This window comes from Sphingomonas arabinosi (assembly GCF_036663715.1).
Lineage (GTDB): Bacteria > Pseudomonadota > Alphaproteobacteria > Sphingomonadales > Sphingomonadaceae > Sphingomonas.
The window spans coordinates 42,981-62,393 of record NZ_JAXOJN010000006.1 but is presented as its reverse complement, the minus strand read 5'-3'; the positions used below and the strand labels follow the sequence as shown (position 1 = coordinate 62,393).

The following is a 19,413-nucleotide window of genomic DNA, read 5'->3' as shown; positions in this document are numbered from 1 at the left end:
AGTCGAAGGGCCTTTGCCCCATGTGCTTCGACTTCGCTCAGCACGAACGGAAGGTGTAATTACAGTACGAAGCGGCTTAGGTCGGTGTTGCGGGCGATTTCCTTGAGCTGGCTGTCTACGTAGGCGCCGTCGATGACCAGGTTCGAGCCGCCGCGATCCTCCGCGTTGTAGCTTACCTCCTCCAGCAGCTTTTCCATTACCGTCTGCAGGCGGCGGGCACCGATGTTTTCGATTTCGGCATTCACCTCCGCGGCGATGCGGGCAATCGCGGCGATGCCGTCTTCGGTGAACTCGATCCCGACGCCTTCGGTGGCGATCAGCGCCTTGTATTGCAGCGGCAGCGACGCCTTGGTGTCCGACAGAATCGCGACGAAATCGGCTTCGGTGAGGCCCTTCAATTCGACGCGGATCGGCAGGCGGCCCTGCAATTCGGGGAGCAGGTCGCTCGGCTTTGCGACATGAAACGCGCCGGACGCGATGAAGAGGATGTGGTCGGTCTTCATCGGGCCGTACTTGGTCGCGACGGTGGTACCCTCGATCAAAGGCAGCAGGTCGCGCTGGACGCCTTCGCGGCTGATCGAGCCGCCACGGCCGTCGGACACCGCAATCTTGTCGATCTCGTCGAGGAAGACGATGCCGTTGGCCTCCGCATCCGCCAGTGCGGCGCGGCTGACTTCGTCCTGGTCGAGGCGCTTGTCGGCCTCTTCCTCGACGAGCTTGTCCCACGCCGCGTGAACGGTCAGCTTGCGCCGCTTCAACTGCTGGCCGCCGCCGAACGACTTCATCATCTCGCCGAGATTGATCATCTGCGGCGCGCCGCCGGGGATGTCGAACGGCATGGCCGGGGCCTGCTCGATCTCGATCTCGACTTCGGCGTTGTTGAGATGGCCGTCGAGGAAGCGCTGCTTGAAGCTCTCGCGCGTTGCCTCGCTGGCGTTCTTGCCGGTGAGCGCGTCGAGCAGGCGCGACATCGCCGCCTCCTCCGCCTTGTCCTTGACGGCGACGCGGCGGCGTTCCTTTTCGAGGCGAATGGCTTCCTCGACGAGGTCGCGGGCGATCTGTTCGACGTCGCGGCCGACATAGCCGACCTCGGTGAATTTGGTCGCCTCGACCTTCACGAAGGGGGCGTCGGCAAGTTTCGCCAGGCGGCGGCTGATCTCGGTCTTGCCGCAGCCGGTCGGTCCGATCATCAGGATGTTCTTCGGCGTGACCTCGTCGCGGAGGTCTTCGCTGAGCTGCTGGCGGCGCCAGCGGTTGCGCATCGCGACGGCGACTGCGCGCTTGGCGGCGGCTTGGCCGATGATGTGGGCGTCGAGCGCGGCGACGATGGCCTTGGGGGTGAGCTGGTCGTTCATGGGGCTACTCTGCTCCCCTCCCTGGAAGGGAGGGGTTGGGGGTGGGTCGGTATGGGGCGCGGACGGCGATTCCTCTCGGGCCGACCCACCCCCGGCCCCTCCCTTCCAGGGAGGGGTGAAGACAGGTCAGGTCGTGCTGTCCATCGTTTCTACCGTGAGGCGGTCGTTGGTGTAGACGCAGAGTTCGGACGCTATGTGCATCGCCTTGCGGCACAACACTTCGGCGTCGGTCTCGTATTCTACCAGCGCTCGGGCGGCAGCGAGCGCGTAGTTGCCGCCCGAGCCGATCGCGGCAACGCCGTTTTCTGGTTCGAGGACGTCGCCGTTGCCGGTGAGGATCAGCGTAACGTCCTTGTCGGCGACGATCATCATCGCTTCGAGGTTGCGGAGGAACTTGTCGGTGCGCCAGTCCTTGGCGAGCTCGACCGCGGCGCGCAGCAGCTGGCCCTGGTGCGCTTCGAGTTTCCGCTCGAGGCGCTCGAACAGGGTGAAGGCGTCGGCGGTTGCGCCGGCGAACCCGCCGATGACGCTGCCGTCGCCGAGGCGGCGGACCTTCCGCGCGTTTGGTTTCATGACGGTCTGGCCCATCGAGACCTGGCCGTCGCCGATGACGACGACCTTGCCGCCGCGGCGGACCGAAAGGATGGTGGTGCCGTGCCAGGTCGGCATGGCGTGGGGGTCGTTGCTCATGGCAGCGATGTAGGGTTTGGTTTTGGGGGTGCAACGGTCGGGAAACGTCGCCTCTCTCGTCATCTCTCCCGTCATCCCGACGAAAGTCAGGACCCAGAGCCACGGGCGGGCGGTTTGGAACCCTGGGTCCTGACTTTCGTCAGGATGACGGAGGGGGGAGGTTAGCGCCCCTTCCCCCATTCCCGCGCCACGGTGTAGCCCAGATAGCCGGTGCCGAAGAGGGCGTAGAGCGGTTCTGGAATCGCGTTGAGGTATGCGGACATGCCGGTGGCGATCGCCTGTGCCGTGTCCGGGCGGACGGCGGCGATGAGGCCGGCGGGAATCGCGCCGAGCAGCAGCGTGTACATCACGTAGAGGAAGGTCGGGCGGGCTCTGGTTACCCAAAGGTCGGCCGGGGCGGGATCTTGTGCTGGATCAATGGGTTGCAGGGTCATTGGCTGCCTCCGGCAAAAGTGAAGTATAGAAAGTGCAGACGCTGGGAGCGTTTCGTTCCGCGGTCTCACGTGCGGTTGGCGAGCCAGCCGTAGAGGAAGGCTTCGTTGGCGGGGCGGGTCTCGGCGAGCGCGACGTAGCGTTCGCCTTGAAGCGCCTCGATCGCTTTCAGGAGCACGGTTTCTCCGCCGGGTTTGCGGCGGGTTAGGAATGCGTCGAGGGCGGTGAGCGTCGCGGGGCCGATACGGCCGTCCAGGGTCATGTCGGGGTAGTCGGTGGCGCCGCGGTTCAGTGCATTGAGCGCGCGTTGGAGGAAGGTGGCGGCGACTGCGGGGCCCATGTTTACGCCGGTGTCGAAGAGTTCTTCGGCGATTTTCGGGGCTCGGGTGGCGATCCGATCGAAGGCTGGGCGGGTCCAGTAGAGGCGGCGGTAAATGTCTTCGGCCTGTGCGCGGGGGAAATTGCGCATGTCGCCGGTGTAGCCGTTGGTGCGGGCTACGCTTTCCGTGATGCCGTAGCGGGTGGGGCCGCCTCGGTCTGCAGGGTGGTTGGTGTAGCCGCCTTCGCGGTCGATTACGGTGTCGATTAGGGTGTTGATGGTCATGGTGTGGTCCCCGGTTTTGTTGGCGGGGAGCGAACCATATTGGTTCGTTGTAGGACAGGGGGTTTTGGTGTTTGCCTCCCGCCTTCCTTGCTCCCCTCCCTGGAAGGGAGGGGTTGGGGGTGGGTTGGCCTGCTTGGGTCGCGACGGGTTTGTATGCGGAAGCCGACCCACCCCCGGCCCCTCCCTTCCAGGGAGGGGTGAAGTCTAAGGGGCAGCTATCGGGAACATCGTGGAGTGCTCGCTTGGGGTGCCCCGCCCCGGCGGAGGCCGGGGTCCAATTGGGGGACGGCGCTAACGGAGGGCGGTGCTTCGTTATTTCCGACGTTCCAATTGGGCCCCGGCCTTCGCCGGGGTGGTGTTATGGTGTGGGGTGTCGGGCCGGGTCGCCCCCCGCCCCTATCCAAACCGACGCTACGTCCGCGCGGGGTTGGCGGATTGGTGCCCCTAAGGCTATGCGCTCCCTTGAACATTCGATGCCGCGGGTCCTGCCCGTGCGCTCTGGATCCACCCGGTCGCCGCCGCGGCCGACAGGTTAGGAAGACCATGGAAGACGATTTCCGCAAAGCCGCGCTCGATTATCACCGCTATCCGAAGCCGGGGAAGCTCTCGGTCGAGGCGACCAAGCGGATGGCGACGCAGCGCGATCTGGCGCTCGCTTACTCGCCGGGCGTGGCCGCCGCGTGCGAGGAAATCGCCGCGGATCCGGACAAGGCGCGCGATTATACCGCGCGGGGCAATCTCGTGGCGGTCATCACCAACGGGACCGCGGTTCTGGGGCTCGGAGCGATCGGGGCGCTGGCGTCGAAGCCGGTGATGGAGGGCAAGGCGGTGCTCTTCAAGAAATTCGCTGGGATCGACTGTTTCGACATCGAGATCGACCAGCTCGACCCGCAGGCGTTCATCGAAGCGGTCCGCGTGCTCGAGCCGACGTTCGGCGGGATCAATCTCGAGGACATCAAGGCGCCGGAATGCTTCGAGATCGAGACGAAGCTGCGCGAGGTCATGAACATCCCCGTGTTCCACGACGACCAGCACGGCACCGCGATCGTGTGTGCGGCGGCAGTCCGCAACGTGCTCGAACTGCGCGGCAAGCGGCTCGACCAGATGAAGCTGGTGACGTCGGGCGCAGGCGCGGCGGCGCTGGCAACGGTCGATTTGCTGGTGTCAATGGGGCTCAATCCCGAGAACGTGACGCTGACCGATATCGCGGGCGTGGTGCATGCCGATCGCGGCGACGTGATGCCGCCTAACATGGCGCGGTATGCGCGGAAGACCAACGCGCGGACCCTGCCGGACGTGCTGGAGGGGGCGGACATCTTCCTCGGCCTGTCGGCGCCGCGCGTGCTGAAGCAGGAATGGCTGCACCTGCTCGCGCCCGATCCGCTGATTTTGGCGCTGGCGAACCCGGAGCCGGAGATCCAGCCGGCGCTGGTGCATGCGACGCGGCCTGATGCCATCATCGCGACCGGGCGTTCGGATTTCCCGAACCAGGTCAACAACGTGCTGTGCTTCCCGTTCATTTTTCGCGGGGCGCTCGATGTCGGCGCGACGGAGATCAACGAGGCGATGAAGGTCGCGGCGGTCGATGCGATCGCGGCCCTCGCCCGCGCGACCGCATCGGATGTGGTCGTTACCGCCTATGGTGGCGCGACGCCGGTGTTCGGGCCGACCTACATCATTCCCAAGCCGTTCGATCCGCGGCTGATCCTGCACGTCGCGCCGGCAGTGGCGAAGGCGGCGATGGACTCGGGCGTGGCGACGCGGCCGATCGAGGATTTCGATGCGTATCTGCGCGACCTCGAAGTGTTCGTGTACCGTTCGGGCCAGCTGATGCGGCCGATCTTCGCGCGCGCCAAGCAGGCCGGGCGCTCGATCGCGTATGGCGAGGGCGAGGACCCGCGGACGCTGCGCGCGGTGCAGACGGTGATCGACGAGGGCATCGGTCGGCCGGTGCTGATCGGGCGGCGCGAGGTAATCGCCGAGAAGATCGAATCGAGCGGTCTGCGCATGACGATCGGCAGCGACGTCGAGGTGCTCGATCCGGCTACCGATCGTGAAGTGTTCGAGCCGCTGCTGGCGGGCTATAGCGCGCTGGTCGGCCGTCGCGGCACGCCGCCCGACAGTGCCGAGCGGGCGCTGCGGACCCGGCCGAGCGTGGCGGCGGCGATGCTGTTGCGCGAGGGGCGCGTCGATGCAGCCTTGTGTGGCGGGATCGGCGATTGGTGGACGCAGATGACCTACGTCATGCCGCTGCTGCCGCGGATGCCGGGCGTGTCGCGGCTGTATGCGATGTCGGCGGTGATCCTGCGGACCGGCAGCCTGTTTTTCTGCGATACGCACGTGACGGTCGATCCGACCGCCGAGCAGATCGCCGAGATGACGATGCTGGCGGCCGAAGCAGTGCGCGCGTTCGCGATCGAACCGAAGGCGGCGTTGCTGTCGCATTCGAGCTTCGGTGCGTCGCGCTCGCCGTCCGCGCAGAAGATGCGCGCGGGCCATGCGTTGCTGAAGGAGTTCGCCCCGGAGTTCGAGTTCGACGGCGAGATGCACGGCGACGCAGCGCTGTCCGAGGCGCTGCGGCGGCGGCTGGTCGGGGATAGCCCGCTGACGGGGTCGGCGAATTTGCTGGTGATGCCGAATATCGACGCGGCGAACATCGCGGTGTCGCTGTTGTCGGCCTCGACCGAATCGGCGCCGATGGGGCCGATGCTGCTGGGGCTCGCCAAGCCGCTGCAGATGCTGGTGCCGAGCGTGACGGCGCGCGGGATCGTGAATTTGAGCGCGATCGCGGTGGGTCAGGCGGCGACGGTGAGCGAGACGGCGTAACCCTTGTTTCTTATGCCCCCCTCCCTGGCAGGGAGGGGTTGGGGGTGGGTCGGTTTCCTCGCATCCGAACTGTTGGGGCTCGAGCTGGCCTACCCACCCCCAGCCCCTCCCTTTCAGGGAGGGGAGCGCGTTGTGGGGGGTGCGAGCGTAGTGCGCATCAACGGGTGGCTGCCTTGGGCAGCGCCGCGTCTTTCTACCGATGTAAGAAAATGGTCGGAGCGACAGGATTCGAACCTGCGACCCCCACACCCCCAGTGTGGTGCGCTACCAGGCTGCGCTACGCTCCGACCGAACGGGCCGCATAGCAGCCCGAGCCGCGCGCTCTACGCAGGGTCGGCGCGCGATGCAAGTCGCAACGCCGCTTGCCCGCGAGAATTGCCTTACTCGCCCATGAGCGTGCGCCAGAAGCTGCCGTCATAGGCCTTCACGCTGACCTGCTCGATGGTGAAGCCGCCGAGCGCGCGGCCGAACGCCTTCTGGTGATCGGCCTGGCCGTGCGCGGCGAGGGCTTCGGGGCTGGCCCAGCGTTCGGAGATCCGGATCAGGTCCGGATCGACGAGATCGAGCGCGAGATTGTAGAATTCGCATCCGTCCTCCGCGGCGCAGGCGGCCATGTGCGCGATCAGAATATCGGCGATCTTCGCGCCTTCGCCGGCGGCCAGCTTGATATGTCCCATCACCAGAATCATCGCGTCTCTCCTGTTTCGTAGCGGTTTCGCCCGAACTTCGTCGTGGTCTCTACACGAACCGTCCGCCGCCACCTCAGTTGCACGCGACATCAAGCGATGATAGCGGGCGGACCATTGCGACCGGCCGCGCGGCGCGCGAACCGAGCCACCCTTCACAGATACGGAACTCCATGTTCATCTCACCAGCATACGCCCAGGCCGCAGACGGCGCCGCCACGGCCGGGGGCGGGATCGCCTCGTTCCTGAGCCTCGCGCCGCTCTTCCTCGTGTTCGTCGTGTTCTATTTCCTGATGATCCGCCCGCAGCAAAAGCGCATGAAGGCGCTGCAGGCGTCGGTCGCCGCGGTGAAGAAGAACGACAGCGTCGTCACGTCGGGCGGCATCCTGGGCAAGGTCACCAAGGTCGAGGATAACGTCGTCGAGGTCGAGATCGCGCCGAACGTCCGCGTGCGGGTCGTCAAGGCGACGCTGACCGACATCACCAGCCCGAACACGAAGCCGGCAAACGACTGATGCTGGATTTTCCGCGCTGGAAGGTCGGGTCGATCATCGGGTTGCTGGTGGCATTGTGCCTGCTGGCGGTCCCGAGTTTCCTCCCCGAGAGCACCACGAGCAAATGGGGGTGGATCCCGCATTCCCGCGTCAACCTCGGGCTGGATCTCGCCGGCGGCAGTTACCTGCTGCTCGAGGCGGATACCGCCGACCTTGCCGCGACGCGGATCGAGGCGATGCGCGACAGCGTCGCGGGGACGATGCGCAACGGGACGCCGCGGATCGAGATCGGCGACATTTCGACGCGCGGGGGCCAGCTGACCTTCCTGCTGCGTGACCCGAGCCAGGTCGATGCGGCACGCGAGCGCCTGCTGGCGATCACCGGCGGTGGCGCGGGCATGAGCGGCCAGCGCGAATGGGACATCAACGTCGTCGACACGAGCCGCTTCGTGCTCAAGCCGACCGAAGCCGGCCTGACCCAGGCGATCGACACGGCGATGAACGATGCGACCGAAGTCGTCCGCCGCCGCATCGACGAACTCGGCACCAAGGAGCCGACGATCGTCCGCCAGGGCGCGACTCGGATCGTCGTCCAGGTCCCGGGGTTGAAGAACCCGCAGGCGCTGAAGGATCTGCTCGGCAAGACCGCCAAGCTGGAATTCAAGCTGGTCGACGAGACCGCGAACCCGGCCGACCTGGTCAAGGGCATCGCGCCGATCGGCAGCCAGGTCCTCCCCTACCCCGGCAATCCGCAGGGCGTGCCGTTCATCGCGGTCAAGCGCTCGGTGATCATCTCGGGCGACCAGCTCGCCGATGCGCGCCAGGAGTTCGAGCCGCAGACCAACGCGCCGCAGGTGGCGATCACGTTCAACGCGGTCGGCGGGCGTCGCTTTGCCAAGGTGACGACCGAGAACACCGGCAAGCCGTTCGCGATCATCCTCGACAACTCCGTGATCTCCGCACCGAACATCAACGAGCCGATCCTTGGTGGTCGCGCGTCGATCTCGGGTAACTTCACGGTCGAGTCGGCGAACGCGCTGGCGATCACGTTGCGATCGGGCAAGCTGCCGGTCGCACTGAAGACGATCGCCGAGAGCACCGTCAGCCCCGATCTGGGCAAGGATTCGATCCGCGCCGGCGTGCTCGCGTCGATCGTCGCCGCGCTGCTCGTGATCGTGTTCATGTTCGTGACCTATGGCCGGTTCGGCCTGTATGCGAACCTCGCGGTGGTCATCAACATCCTGGTCATCGTCGCCGTCATGGCGATGCTGAACGCGACCCTGACCTTGCCCGGCATCGCCGGGTTCGTGCTGACGATCGGGACCGCGGTGGATGCCAACGTGCTGATCAACGAGCGTATTCGCGAGGAACGACGACGCGGGCGTAGCGTCGTCCAGTCGGTCGAGCTCGGCTACAAGGAAGCATCGCGGACGATTTTCGAGGCCAACGTGACGCACGCTATCACCGGCGTGATCATGCTGCTGCTCGGCTCGGGTCCGGTCAAGGGCTTCGCGGTCGTGCTGTTGATCGGGATCTGCACGTCGGTGTTCACCGCCGTCACGTTCACCCGGATGATGGTCGCGCTGTGGCTGCGGAAGAACCGCCCCACCACGATCAATATTTGAGGCGGGAGATTACCATGCGCCTGCTGAAACTCGTACCCGACAACACGAACCTGAAGTTCGTCTCGCTCCGCAAATGGGCGTTCGGGCTGACCCTGCTGCTGTCGTTGCTGGCGGCCGGACTCGTCGTCACCAAAGGCCTCAACATGGGCGTCGACTTCGTCGGCGGCGTGCTGATCGAAGAGAAGTTCGCGACCGCGCCGTCGATCGACGCGGTCCGCACCGAAGTCGACCGGCTCGGCGTCGGCGAGGCCTCGATCCAGTCGTTCAGCGATCCCAAGACGCTGTCGATCCGCCTGCCCGTTCCCGCCGGTGACGAAGGCGCGACCAACCGCCTCGTGAAGAAGGTGTCGGACGACCTCGCGGTCAAGTTCCCCGGCGCGACCTTCTCGAAGTACGATACGATCTCGGGCAAGGTTTCGGACGAGCTGATCAGCAAGGGCTTGCTGGCCGTCGGCCTCGCGATTCTCGGCATCGCGCTGTTCGCGGTGGTACGGTTCGAATGGCAGTTCGGCGTCTCGACCGTCGTCGCGATCGTCCACGATCTGTTGATGACGCTGGGCTTCTTCGCGCTGACCCAGTTCGAGTTCGACCTCAACATCGTCGCGGCGGTGCTGACGATCATCTCCTATTCGATCAACGACAAGATCGTGATCGACGACCGTATTCGCGAGAACATGCGCCGGTACCGCAAGATGGACATGCGCGAGATCATCGACCTGTCGGTGAACGAGACGTTGCCGCGGACCGTGATGACGTCGGTGACGATCCTGCTCGCGCTGTTCGCGATGCTGATCCTCGGTGGCCATGTGCTGCGCGGGTTCACCGCGGCGATGATCCTGGGCATCGTCGTCGGGACGTACTCGTCGATCTACGTGTCGTCGTCGCTGCTGATCACGCTGGGTCTGCGTGCCGATCCTGCCCCGCGCAAGGGTGGCGTGCAGGACGGCGCCGAGCGGGTGGGCCCGAAGGTCGAGCGTTGATTTCCACGCCCCTGTCATTACCGCGCAGGCGGGAACCCATAGTGGCTGCCGTCTCGATCGAGTCGCTGGCGGTTGCCAATCTGGGTCCCCGCCTCCGCGGGGATGACGGACGTTATTTGACCAAAACGGTGGCGTTATGAGGATGGACCGCGAGAAGACCGATGGGCCGATGATCTCGGCGATCGGTCGGGCCGGGTTCAAGGTCGACGACGGGTATTACACCGCGTTGTCGATCAGTCCCGAGCGTGCGGATGGCTGGGAGCCGCCGGCGTTCGAGGCGCTTAGCGAGGCGGATGTTGCGGCGTTGCTGGCGCTCGATCCGGCGCCGGAGTTTCTGTTGCTCGGGACGGGCTCGGCGCTGCGGCAGCCGCCGCTTGCTTTCAAGCGGGCGGTCGAGGCGCGGGGGTTCGGGATCGAGGCTATGGACAGCCGTGCTGCCGCTCGGGCTTGGGCGGTGTTGCGTGGCGAGGGTCGTTGGATCGTGGCGGCGCTTTACCCGCTCGAGGGATGATTTGAGACTGTTGATCCTCCCCCTGGCGAGGGAGGATTGTTTAGAAGCGTCTTGCGGCTAGCGGCGCGAGATGTTCGTAGAGTGCGGCGGTGTTGGTTTCCCAGGTGAAACCGGCGATCGTGGCGCGCGTCGCCTGGGGCGATGGTGGGTCGGCCAGGATGGTGCGGATCGCGGCGGCGAACGCTAGCGGGTCGGCGATCGTTACGCGGCCTGCTTCGGACGATTTCACCAATTCGTGCGCGCCGCCGGCGTCGGTAATGACGATAGGCGTGCCGCAGGCGAGCGACTCGACCCAGGCGTTGGCGAGGCCTTCCGAACTTGACGCTAGCGCGGTGACGTCGGCGGTTGCGATCAGCTTGGGGATTTCGGCGTGCGGCACGGCGCCTAGCAGGCGGACGCGGTCGGTTATGCCCCGTCGCGCGATCTGTGCTTCGAGTTTCGAGCGGGCGGGGCCCTCCCCTGCGATGAGCAGGGTGACGCCGGGGAGCGCCGCTATCGCGTCGATGACGATGTCGTGGCCCTTGCGCGGGATCAGAGCGCCGACCGAGACAACCAGCGGGCCTGCGATGCCGAGTGCGGCCTTGGCGGTGCTGCGGTCGATGGGGTGGAAGCGGTCCTGGTCGACGCCGGTGTGGTGGACACGGATGTGGTCGGCGGGCAGCCCCATGGCGACCATGTCGGCCTTCATCGCGGCGCTGACCGCGAGCATGCCGGCGGCGTTGCGGCCTGCGTCGCGGACCTGCGCGGCGGTGGCGGGTGCGTTGCCCCAATGGTGGACGTCGGACCCGCGCGCCTTGATCGAGACGGGGACGTCGTAGCGCCGGCCGAGCGCGATGGCGGCAGGGCCATCGGGGAAGAAGAACGACGCGTCGATGACGTCGAACGCGAAGTCTTCGCGGATCGTGTCGAGGAGGGGGATGAGGGCGCGCTGCAATGCTGCGGCGTAGTGGCGGCCCTGGGAGAACGGTTGGACGGTGAAGCGGGGGCGGTGGACGTCGACGCCCTTCCATCGTTCGTGTTTCGGGAGTTTGGCCAGGGCTGCGTAGTGGCCGAGGTGGCGGAGTGGGCCTGGGGGGAGGCCTATCGGTGCTACCGCTTGGAGGGATATTTTGGGGTGCGCGGCCAGGCCTAGCGTCTGGCGTTCGACGAAGATTCCGAAATTGGGGCGGGTGGCATCCGGGAATAGGGTGGATGGGGTTAGGATGCGGAGCATTGTTTTGGGGTTAGTGGGGTGGGTTAATTCGGGGTAAGTTTGGGGGCGTGGTGGTGCGCTACAACATGCCACCACCCCGGCGGAGGCCGGGGCCCAATTGGAAAGGTGGCAATAACGGCGGGCCGCCCTTCGTTAGCAACGTCCCCCAATTGGGCCCCGGCCTTCGCCGGGGTGGTGGTCTTGTGTGAGGTGGCGTTTGCGCTCGGTTACTTTGGGTCCCCGCGGAGGCGGGGACCCAGGCTGGGCTCCCGCCTTCGCGGGAGAACAAGACGCGGGGGTGTCGTGGTGGCCTCAGATCCGCTTCGCCAGCGGATAGGCGAACAGCACGTCGGCGTCGGGGCTTGTCGAGACCGTTTCGCTGCCCGTCATCGTCGCGCATTCGCCGGCCTTGAACGCGACGCCCGCTACGTCGCCCGAGCCGGTGATCGGGATCACCCAGCCGGTCGTTCCTTCGGGCAGGTTGACGACGTGGTCGCCGCCCTTCCAGCGCTCGAGCACGAACTTCGGGCCCTCGACCATGATCGTGCGGCCGGTCTCGATCTCGATCGGCGGCGCGACGGGGACGTAGGGCGTGGGGTCGGCGACGTCGACGCCGTCGTCCAGGTGAAGCTCGCGGTCGCTGCCGTAGTCGAAGAGGCGGTAGGTGGTCTCGGAGTTCTGCTGGACCTCGATGACCGTCAGGCCGCCGCCGATCGCGTGGATCGTGTCCGACGCGCAATACATGAAGTCGCCGGGCTTGACCGGCTTCCAGTCGAGCTTGTCCTCGATCGTGCCGTCGATCGCCGACGCCCGCAGGTCGTCCTTCGACATCGGCTGCTTCGTGCCGACCGCGATCGTCGAGGTCGGCTCGGCGGCGAGGATCGTCCAGCACTCGTCCTTGCCGCGCGGCAGGCCGCGCTCGTGCGCCTGTTCGTCGTTGGGATGGACCTGGACCGAGAGCTTCTCGCTGGTGAACAGGTATTTGATCAGCAGGTCGGGCGTGGTGTTGCCGGGCTCCTGGAACCAGACTTCGCCGATCGGGGGCGAGCCGGCGGCGGGATCCTCGAAACCGGGCCAGAGCGTGTCGCGACCCCAGGGCTTCTCGACGCGGTGGGTGTGCAGCAGGGTGGCGGGCATGGAAAATCCTCGACTGGAATGACGTGTCGGCAACGCACGACTATTGCCGTGCGATCCGGTCCACGGAAAGCCCCCATGGACGGTGGCTACATCGCGGGCTTCCAGGGCCCGGACGGCGTCGGCGAAAGGGATTGTTCGTGAAGCCCCGCATACGCTAAGGACAACGCCGATGCGTATCCCCCAGTCCCTTCCGAGCGTGCCGCGTGCCCTTGCCGTCACGCTCATCGCCGCGCTTGCGCTCCCCATGGCCGGTTGCGCGGGTCGTTCCGCCAAGGGCGACCTGCCCTATGTCGCGCGCGACGTGGGGACGCTGTACTCGACCGCCAAGGCGCGGCTCGACCAGGGGCGGTACAAGGAAGCGGCGCAGTTGTTCGACGAGGTCGAGCGCCAACATCCGTATTCGATCTGGGCGCGCCGTGCGCAGATCATGTCGGCGTTCAGTTACTACCTCGCCAAGGATTACACCGCGTCGATCAGCTCGGCGCAGCGCTTTCTCGCGGTGCATCCGGGCAATCGCGATGCGCCTTACGCTTATTATTTGATCGCGCTCGGCTATTACGAGCAGATCACCGACGTGACGCGCGACCAGAAGATCACGCGGCAGGCGCTCGATTCGCTCGGCGAGCTGATGCGCCGCTATCCGAACACGCGCTATGCATCGGATGCGCGGCTGAAGATCGATCTGGTCAACGACCATCTCGCCGGCAAGGAGATGGAGATCGGGCGGTTCTACGAGACGCGCGGCCAGTGGCTCGCGGCGAACGGCCGGTTCCGCACCGTGGTCGACAAGTTCCAGCAGACCACGCACACGCCGGAAGCGCTGATGCGGCTGACCGAGACGTATCTGCAGCTCGGCGTGCCGATCGAGGCCGAGAAGGCCGCCGCCGTGCTGGGCCGCAACTATCCGGGCACCGACTGGTACGATCACGCCTACACGCTGATGCAGGAGCATCCGGTGAAGCCGATCGCGCCGCTGGCGCCGGGCGAGGTCGCCGTGCCGACCGGGACCGCGGGCGCGCCGGCGACCGGGCCGATCGATATTCCCAAGGTGAAGGACGGCTCCGGCGGTACCGGCTCGGGTAGCGTCTCGACCCCGGCCCCGGTTGGTCCGGGCAGCGCGACGCGGACGACTCCGGGGACCTGAGTCCACGAATACGAGAACAATTGGGGATCAACATCCCATGCGAATGGTTTAGGACGCGCGTGATGTTGACAGACCTTTCCATTCGCGACGTGGTGCTGATCGAGGCGCTGGATCTGGGATTCGGCGAAGGACTAGGCGTGCTCACCGGCGAGACCGGGGCGGGCAAGTCGATCCTGCTCGACGCGCTGGGGCTGGCGCTGGGCGGGCGCGGCGATAGTGGCTTGGTGCGGCATGGTGCGGCGCAGGCGGTGGTGACCGCGACGTTCGATGCCCCTGCCCCCGAGTCGCCGCTCGCGTTGCTATTCGACGAGAACGGGCTGGAGATCGAGCGCGGCGAGCCGCTGATCGTGCGCCGCATCGTCAAGGCCGACGGCGGCAGTCGCGGGTTCGTCAACGACCAGCCGGCGTCGGCGGGGTTGCTGCGCGAGATGGCGCCGCATCTGGTCGAGATCCACGGCCAGCATGACGAGCGCGGGCTGCTGAATGCGCGGGGACATCGGGCGTTGCTCGATATTTTCGGGCGGACCGAACCTGGGACTACGGGCAAGGCTTATGCGGGGTTTCGTGCGGCCGAGGCGGAACTGGAGGCGGCGCGCGCGGATATCGAGACGGCGGCGCGGGATCGCGAGTGGCTGGAGCATACGGTTGCCGAGCTGACCGCGTTGGCGCCGGTCGCGGGCGAGGAAGAGACGCTGGCGGATACGCGACGCTCGATGCAGCGCGCCGAGAAGATCGCGGACGACCTCGCGGCGATCGACGACTTCCTCGAGGGCAAGGACGGCGGGATGGCGAAGCTGCGCCAGGCCGCGCGGGTGCTCGAGCGGATCGCGGAGGATCACGTCGCGCTGGGGAATGCGCTGGCGGCGGTCGATCGCGCGGTGATCGAGGCGTCGGTGGCGGAGGAAAGCCTGCGCGATGCGCGCGCGGAGATGGCGTATGACCCGCGGGCGCTGGAGGATGACGAGGCGCGGTTGTTCGAGCTTCGGGCAATGGCGCGGAAGCACCGCGTGCAGCCGGATGACCTGGCGGCGCTGGCAGACGAAATGCGCGCGCGGCTGGAGCGGCTGGATGCAGGCGAAGGTGGGATTGCGGTGATCGAGGCTCGGGTGACGGCGGCTCGGAAGGCATTCGATACGGCGTCGGATGCGTTGACGAAGCGGCGGCTGGCGGCGGCCAAGCGGCTCGACGTGGCGGTGGCGGGGGAACTCGCGCCGTTGAAGTTGGATGCGGCGCGGTTCCAGACGGTGGTGGCGCCGCTTGGTGAGGATGGCTGGTCGGCGGCGGGCAAGGACCGCGTGGAATTCGAGATCTCGACCAATCCGGGGGCGCCGTTCGCCGCGCTCACCAAGATCGCGTCGGGCGGTGAGTTGTCGCGGTTCATCCTCGCGCTGAAGGTGGCGCTGGCGGAAGAGGGCGGCGCGTCGACCATGGTGTTCGACGAGATCGACCGCGGTGTCGGCGGTGCGGTGGCGAGCGCGATCGGCGAACGACTCGCGCGGCTGGCCTTGAGTACGCAGCTGCTGGTGGTGACGCACAGCCCGCAGGTCGCGGCGCGGGGCGCGAAGCACCTGCTGATCGCCAAGAGCAGCGACGGGACGGTCACGCGGACCGGCGTGCGGGCATTGTCGGAGGACGAGCGGCGGGAAGAGATCGCGCGGATGTTGTCGGGGGCGCAGATTACGGACGAGGCGCGGGCTCAGGCGGAGCGGTTGCTGGAGCGGGCTTGAGGTTTGGGGTATCGCCGACTTCTCTCCCCTCCCTGAAAGGGAGGGGGCGGGGGTGGGTCGGCTTCCGCATATTCGGACGTAGGTGGCACAAGCCGACCTACCCACCCCCACCCCCTCCCTTTCAGGGAGGGGAGCCGACATTTTTCGGGGCTAGGTCAGCTGAGATCAAACCGCCCTTGTTCTTCTGCCGCTCAGGGCATCGCCTGCCGCGGATGACCCAGGTGGATCTTCAGCACCGGCACGACGATGTAATCGCCGCCGACTTTCCGCAGGCCGTGGAGGGCTCGGCTACCGAACGCGCCGTCATCGTGGATCGCGGCGTGGATCGGAGCATGCTCGGTGTGGATCATGTCGTCGAGGCCGGCGGCACTGGCGTCGGAGCGCGGCCATAAAGATTGCTGGACTCGGTCGTCAGTCGAGGAACCGTCGTTCCAGTCGTAGCCGATCGCTGGGGCTGGTACGGGGGAGACGTGGGTTTGCTGGCCGGTGTCGGGGGCGGCGAGGCATAGGGCGGCCGAAACGAACGAAATCGTTTTCATCACACACTCTTCCTCATGCCACCCCGGCGAAGGCCGGGGCCCAATTGGGAGACGTCACTTGGTGAACGTAGTACCTCGTTACACCGGCCTTGCCAATTGGGCCCCGGCCTTCGCCGGGGTGGAGTGAGGTACCGGGGGGGAGTGCGGTGCCGGGGTGGAATGACGCGGCGGCATGCCAGCGTTACAGCACCCCGCTGCCACCCGTGGCCGCGAAGGCGCTGCCGCTGGTGAAGCTCGTTCCCGTCTCCGCCAGCGTCACGAACAGCGACGCCAGTTCCGCCGGCTGACCCGCGCGGCCGAGCGGCGTGTCCTGGCCGAACTCGCCCATCTGACCGGGAAGCTGCCCGCCGGCGACCTGGAGCGGCGTCCAGACCGGGCCCGGCGCGACCATGTTGACGCGGATGCCCTTCTTTCCGAGCTGTTTTGCCAGCCCTTTGGTGAAGATCAGGATCGCGCCCTTGGTGGTGGCGTAATCCAGCAGTTCCTCGCCCGGATCGACCGAATTGACCGAGCCCGTGTTGATGATCGACGCGCCCGGCTTCATCAGCGGGATCGCCGCCTTGCAGAGGTGGAACATCGCATAGACGTTGGTCTTCATCGTCCGGTCGAACTGCTCGAAGCTGATCTCGGCGATCGACGCCTTCGACTGCTGGTACGCGGCGTTGTTGACGAGGATGTCGAGCCCGCCGAGCTCGCGGTTGGCGCGCGCGATCAGGTCGGTGCAGAATTTCGCGTCGGTCAGGTCGCCGGGGATCAGCACGACCTTCCGCCCCTCGGCGCGGAGCAGCTTGGCGACGTCCTGCGCATCGGGTTCCTCGGTCGGGTAATAGTTGATCGCGACGTCGGCGCCTTCGCGCGAAAACGCGATGACCGCCGCGCGACCGATGCCCGAGTCGCCGCCGGTGACCAGCGCTTTGCGGCCTTGGAGACGTCCGGAACCGCGATAGCTGGTCTCGCCGCAATCGGGCACGGGGCGCATGTCGCGCTGGAGTGCCGGCCATTTCTGGCGCTGTTCGGGGAAGGGCGTCGACGTGAACCGCGTCTGCGGATCGGCGAGTTGCGCCTGCCCCGCCCCTTGCCCTTGCGCGAAGGCCGGCGCGGCGGCGGCGGCGAGGCCGGTGACGGCGGCGCCCTTGAACAGGTCTCGGCGGCTGGTGTCGGTCATGATTGCGCTTCCTGCGAAAAATGTCTTGGGATGTCAGCGCGCAAGTCGGGCGAATGTTCATCCCATGTTGATCCAGGTCTTGTCGAAAGGTGGCGCCCTCCCCTAACCCGGCGCGATGCCCGACCTTCCCGCGACCGAGACCGAAGCCGCCGCCGAGCTGGAGACGCTCGCCGCGCAGATCGCGTATCATAATGCGCGCTATCATACCGACGACGCGCCCGAGATCAGCGATGCCGAATATGACGCGCTGGTGCGGCGCAACACGGCGATCGAGGCGGCGTTTCCGGGCGCGGTGCGGAGCGACTCGCCAAGCCGGACGGTGGGCGCGGCGCCTGCGGGGCATCTGGCGAAGGTCGCGCATGCGAAGGCGATGATGAGCCTCGACAATGCGTTCGCCGACGAGGAGGTCCAGGAGTTCGTCGCGCGCGTGCGCCGGTTCCTGAAGCTGGCGGAGGATGCGCCGGTGGCGCTAACCGCGGAGCCGAAGATCGACGGGTTGTCGTGTTCGCTGCGGTATGAGGACGGGCGGCTGGTTCAGGCGCTGACTCGCGGCGATGGTCAGGTCGGCGAGGATGTTACGGCGAACGTCCGCACCATCAGCGACATCCCGCAAACCTTGCAAGGTGAGGCCCCCGCGATCTTCGAGGTTCGCGGCGAGGTCTACATGGCGAAGGACGACTTCGCCGCCTTGAACGCGCGCTTGCTCGCCGAGGCCGAGGAGACCGGCAAGGACGCGCGGCAGTTCGCCAATCCTCGCAACGCCGCCGCTGGATCGCTGCGCCAGAAGGACGCGACCGTGACCGCCAATCGGACACTCCGGTTCCTCGCGCATGGCTGGGGCGAGGCGAGCGTCGTGCCGGGCGAGACCCAGGCCGAGGTCGTCGACACCCTGCGCGGTTGGGGCTTTCCGATCGCCGATGGGTTCGCTCGGGTCGAAGGAACGGCGGCGGCGCTCGACGTGTATCGGCGGATCGAGGCCGAGCGCGCCGACCTGCCCTTCGACATCGACGGCGTGGTCTACAAGGTCGATCGGCTCGACTGGCAGGCGCGGCTCGGCCAGGTTGCCAAGGCGCCGCGCTGGGCGATCGCGCACAAATTCCCCGCCGAGCGCGCACAGACGTTGCTCGAACGGATCGATATCCAGGTCGGGCGGACCGGCGCGATGACTCCGGTCGCTCGACTATCGCCCGTCACCGTCGGCGGCGTCGTCGTGACCAACGCGACTTTGCACAACGCGGACGAGATCAAGCGACTCGGCGTGCGGCCGGGCGACCGCGTGCTCGTCCAGCGCGCCGGCGACGTGATCCCGCAGATCGTCGAGAACCTGACACCGGACGCGGAGCGCGAGGCGTATGTCTTCCCGCATGTCTGCCCCGAATGCGGGTCGGCCGCCGAGCGCGAGGAGGGCGAGGTCGTCTATCGCTGCACCGGCGGGCTGATTTGCCCGGCCCAGCGCGTCGAGCGGCTGATCCACTTCGCCTCGCGCCACGCGTTCGACATCGGCGGGCTCGGCCAGACGCTGATCGAGGCATTCTTCCGCGACGGGTTGATCGAGTCGCCCGCGGACATCTTCCGCCTGACCGAGGAGCAACTCGCCGCGCGCAAGAAGGACGGGCGCGTGTGGGCGGCCAAAGTCATCGCGGCGATCGAGACCAAGCGGACGATCCCGCTCGACCGGTTCCTGTTCTCGCTCGGCATCCGCCACGTCGGCGAGATTACCGCGCGTGACCTTGCGCGACGCTATGTGTCGGCAAAGACGCTCGGCTCGGTGTTGCGTCACGCGGTGTTCTTGCGCGGCCGGATGGAGCCGGTCATCGGCGAACCGGAGCGGAAATTCATCCTACGCCGCGACAAACTGCTGGTCGGCGCGATCGAGACCGCGGGGATCGGCCCCGAAGTCGCGAGTGCGCTGGTCGGCTTCTGCGCCGAACCGCACAATCGCCGAGTCGTGTTCGACCTGTTGCGCGAAGTGAAGCCCGCGGACGTCGTCCACGAAACCCGCGAGTCGCCGGTGACGGGCCAGATCCTGGTCTTCACGGGCAGCCTGGAAACGCTCAGCCGCGACGAAGCCAAGGCGCAGGCGGAAGCACTGGGCGCGCGCGTGGCGGCGTCGGTGTCGAGCAAGACGGGGTTGGTGATCGCGGGCCCCGGCGCAGGGTCGAAGCTGAAAAAAGCCACCGATCTCGGCATTCGCGTCATCACAGAAGCCGAATGGGCTGAGATCGTCGCCTCGAGTTGAAGCGGTCCGAGTTGGCCTGAGCCGGTGGGAGCAGCGCCCGCTCTCATCGGTTCCATGCCGACCGAAA

16 protein-coding genes, 1 tRNA gene and 1 pseudogene are annotated in these 19,413 nt (G+C 66.8%); 8 read left to right on the top strand and 10 right to left on the bottom strand.

Going from position 1 to position 19,413, the window contains the following annotated elements; translation table 11 throughout:
* Positions 1-59: 59 nt before the first annotated feature.
* The 4 genes and pseudogenes from hslU to U1708_RS11590 all read right to left on the bottom strand — a co-directional run bounded on the left by hslU (position 60) and on the right by U1708_RS11590 (position 3,081).
* Entirely contained in the window at positions 60-1,355 is a 1,296-nt protein-coding gene (gene hslU, locus U1708_RS11605) for an ATP-dependent protease ATPase subunit HslU (protein WP_332745831.1), read from the bottom strand.
* A gap of 126 nt (positions 1,356-1,481) precedes the next feature.
* Positions 1,482-2,024, bottom strand: coding sequence for an ATP-dependent protease subunit HslV (gene hslV, locus U1708_RS11600; protein ID WP_056053053.1), 543 nt, complete (start codon positions 2,022-2,024; stop codon positions 1,482-1,484).
* Between the two features lie 182 nt (positions 2,025-2,206).
* Positions 2,207-2,437 (bottom strand): annotated as a pseudogene (locus tag U1708_RS11595) (3TM-type holin); the annotation flags it as partial.
* A 107-nt stretch (positions 2,438-2,544) separates the two neighbouring features.
* Positions 2,545-3,081 carry a glycoside hydrolase family 108 protein gene (locus U1708_RS11590; RefSeq protein WP_332745829.1) on the bottom strand — a complete coding sequence of 179 codons (537 nt, stop codon included), beginning with the start codon at positions 3,079-3,081 and terminating at the stop codon, positions 2,545-2,547.
* A 543-nt stretch (positions 3,082-3,624) separates the two neighbouring features.
* Here U1708_RS11590 and U1708_RS11585 point away from each other — a divergent pair.
* Positions 3,625-5,907, top strand: coding sequence for an NADP-dependent malic enzyme (locus U1708_RS11585; RefSeq protein WP_332745826.1), 2,283 nt, complete (start codon positions 3,625-3,627; stop codon positions 5,905-5,907).
* A 210-nt stretch (positions 5,908-6,117) separates the two neighbouring features.
* Here U1708_RS11585 and U1708_RS11580 read toward each other — a convergent pair.
* Together U1708_RS11580 and U1708_RS11575 are read right to left on the bottom strand one after the other, a co-directional pair.
* A tRNA-Pro gene (locus U1708_RS11580) sits at positions 6,118-6,194 on the bottom strand.
* Between the two features lie 93 nt (positions 6,195-6,287).
* The gene (locus U1708_RS11575; RefSeq protein WP_307088825.1) at positions 6,288-6,596 is read right to left on the bottom strand and encodes a putative quinol monooxygenase; all 309 of its coding nucleotides are present in this window, start codon (positions 6,594-6,596) and stop codon (positions 6,288-6,290) included.
* Between the two features lie 170 nt (positions 6,597-6,766).
* Between U1708_RS11575 and yajC the strand changes: the two genes are divergently transcribed.
* The 4 genes from yajC to U1708_RS11555 all read left to right on the top strand — a co-directional run bounded on the left by yajC (position 6,767) and on the right by U1708_RS11555 (position 10,203).
* A complete protein-coding gene (gene yajC, locus U1708_RS11570; protein WP_056416442.1) occupies positions 6,767-7,108 on the top strand; it encodes a preprotein translocase subunit YajC in 342 nt (113 codons plus the stop codon).
* Positions 7,108-8,712 carry a protein translocase subunit SecD gene (gene secD, locus U1708_RS11565; RefSeq protein ID WP_307088822.1) on the top strand — a complete coding sequence of 535 codons (1,605 nt, stop codon included), beginning with the start codon at positions 7,108-7,110 and terminating at the stop codon, positions 8,710-8,712. Before yajC ends, secD begins: the two co-directional genes overlap by 1 nt.
* 14 nt (positions 8,713-8,726) lie before the next feature.
* On the top strand, positions 8,727-9,692 hold the full coding sequence (secF, locus tag U1708_RS11560) for a protein translocase subunit SecF (protein WP_332745820.1): 966 nt from the start codon (positions 8,727-8,729) through the stop codon (positions 9,690-9,692).
* A 136-nt stretch (positions 9,693-9,828) separates the two neighbouring features.
* Positions 9,829-10,203: an Mth938-like domain-containing protein gene (locus tag U1708_RS11555; RefSeq protein WP_332745818.1), complete on the top strand. Its 375-nt coding sequence runs from the start codon at positions 9,829-9,831 to the stop codon at positions 10,201-10,203.
* Positions 10,204-10,243: 40 nt separating this feature from the next.
* On the opposite strand, the gene U1708_RS11550 is transcribed toward U1708_RS11555, so the two are convergent.
* Both U1708_RS11550 and U1708_RS11545 read right to left on the bottom strand, forming a co-directional pair.
* Complete coding sequence (locus tag U1708_RS11550; protein WP_332745815.1) at positions 10,244-11,416, bottom strand: glycosyltransferase; 1,173 nt, start codon at positions 11,414-11,416, stop codon at positions 10,244-10,246.
* Positions 11,417-11,707: 291 nt separating this feature from the next.
* Positions 11,708-12,532, bottom strand: a complete 825-nt coding sequence (locus U1708_RS11545) for a class I mannose-6-phosphate isomerase (protein WP_332745813.1) — start codon at positions 12,530-12,532, stop codon at positions 11,708-11,710.
* Between the two features lie 169 nt (positions 12,533-12,701).
* On the opposite strand from U1708_RS11545, the gene U1708_RS11540 reads away from it, so the two are divergent.
* Both U1708_RS11540 and recN read left to right on the top strand, forming a co-directional pair.
* On the top strand, positions 12,702-13,676 hold the full coding sequence (locus U1708_RS11540; RefSeq protein ID WP_307088815.1) for an outer membrane protein assembly factor BamD: 975 nt from the start codon (positions 12,702-12,704) through the stop codon (positions 13,674-13,676).
* A 62-nt stretch (positions 13,677-13,738) separates the two neighbouring features.
* Positions 13,739-15,403 carry a DNA repair protein RecN gene (recN, locus tag U1708_RS11535; protein WP_332745810.1) on the top strand — a complete coding sequence of 555 codons (1,665 nt, stop codon included), beginning with the start codon at positions 13,739-13,741 and terminating at the stop codon, positions 15,401-15,403.
* Between the two features lie 191 nt (positions 15,404-15,594).
* Here the strand turns inward: recN and U1708_RS11530 are convergent, their stop codons facing one another.
* Together U1708_RS11530 and U1708_RS11525 are read right to left on the bottom strand one after the other, a co-directional pair.
* Positions 15,595-15,942, bottom strand: coding sequence for a hypothetical protein (locus U1708_RS11530; protein ID WP_332745808.1), 348 nt, complete (start codon positions 15,940-15,942; stop codon positions 15,595-15,597).
* Positions 15,943-16,123: 181 nt separating this feature from the next.
* Positions 16,124-17,107 (bottom strand): SDR family oxidoreductase, encoded by a 984-nt coding sequence (locus tag U1708_RS11525; RefSeq protein ID WP_332745806.1) that lies wholly within the window; start codon positions 17,105-17,107, stop codon positions 16,124-16,126.
* A 115-nt stretch (positions 17,108-17,222) separates the two neighbouring features.
* Here U1708_RS11525 and ligA point away from each other — a divergent pair, with 115 nt between their 5' ends.
* Positions 17,223-19,346 (top strand): NAD-dependent DNA ligase LigA, encoded by a 2,124-nt coding sequence (ligA, locus tag U1708_RS11520; RefSeq protein WP_332745804.1) that lies wholly within the window; start codon positions 17,223-17,225, stop codon positions 19,344-19,346.
* Positions 19,347-19,413: the final 67 nt, after the last annotated feature.

What these genes read in the sequence shown, in the direction of transcription:
- hslU (WP_332745831.1), bottom strand. Translation starts at nt 1,355, where the DNA reads ATGAACGACCAGCTCACCCCCAAGGCCATCGTCGCCGCGCTCGACGCC.
- hslV (WP_056053053.1), bottom strand. Translation starts at nt 2,024, where the DNA reads ATGCCGACCTGGCACGGCACCACCATCCTTTCGGTCCGCCGCGGCGGC.
- U1708_RS11590 (WP_332745829.1), bottom strand. Translation starts at nt 3,081, where the DNA reads ATGACCATCAACACCCTAATCGACACCGTAATCGACCGCGAAGGCGGC.
- U1708_RS11585 (WP_332745826.1), top strand. Translation starts at nt 3,625, where the DNA reads ATGGAAGACGATTTCCGCAAAGCCGCGCTCGATTATCACCGCTATCCG.
- U1708_RS11575 (WP_307088825.1), bottom strand. Translation starts at nt 6,596, where the DNA reads ATGATTCTGGTGATGGGACATATCAAGCTGGCCGCCGGCGAAGGCGCG.
- yajC (WP_056416442.1), top strand. Translation starts at nt 6,767, where the DNA reads ATGTTCATCTCACCAGCATACGCCCAGGCCGCAGACGGCGCCGCCACG.
- secD (WP_307088822.1), top strand. Translation starts at nt 7,108, where the DNA reads ATGCTGGATTTTCCGCGCTGGAAGGTCGGGTCGATCATCGGGTTGCTG.
- secF (WP_332745820.1), top strand. Translation starts at nt 8,727, where the DNA reads ATGCGCCTGCTGAAACTCGTACCCGACAACACGAACCTGAAGTTCGTC.
- U1708_RS11555 (WP_332745818.1), top strand. Translation starts at nt 9,829, where the DNA reads ATGAGGATGGACCGCGAGAAGACCGATGGGCCGATGATCTCGGCGATC.
- U1708_RS11550 (WP_332745815.1), bottom strand. Translation starts at nt 11,416, where the DNA reads ATGCTCCGCATCCTAACCCCATCCACCCTATTCCCGGATGCCACCCGC.
- U1708_RS11545 (WP_332745813.1), bottom strand. Translation starts at nt 12,532, where the DNA reads ATGCCCGCCACCCTGCTGCACACCCACCGCGTCGAGAAGCCCTGGGGT.
- U1708_RS11540 (WP_307088815.1), top strand. Translation starts at nt 12,702, where the DNA reads ATGCGTATCCCCCAGTCCCTTCCGAGCGTGCCGCGTGCCCTTGCCGTC.
- recN (WP_332745810.1), top strand. Translation starts at nt 13,739, where the DNA reads ATGTTGACAGACCTTTCCATTCGCGACGTGGTGCTGATCGAGGCGCTG.
- U1708_RS11530 (WP_332745808.1), bottom strand. Translation starts at nt 15,942, where the DNA reads ATGAAAACGATTTCGTTCGTTTCGGCCGCCCTATGCCTCGCCGCCCCC.
- U1708_RS11525 (WP_332745806.1), bottom strand. Translation starts at nt 17,107, where the DNA reads ATGACCGACACCAGCCGCCGAGACCTGTTCAAGGGCGCCGCCGTCACC.
- ligA (WP_332745804.1), top strand. Translation starts at nt 17,223, where the DNA reads ATGCCCGACCTTCCCGCGACCGAGACCGAAGCCGCCGCCGAGCTGGAG.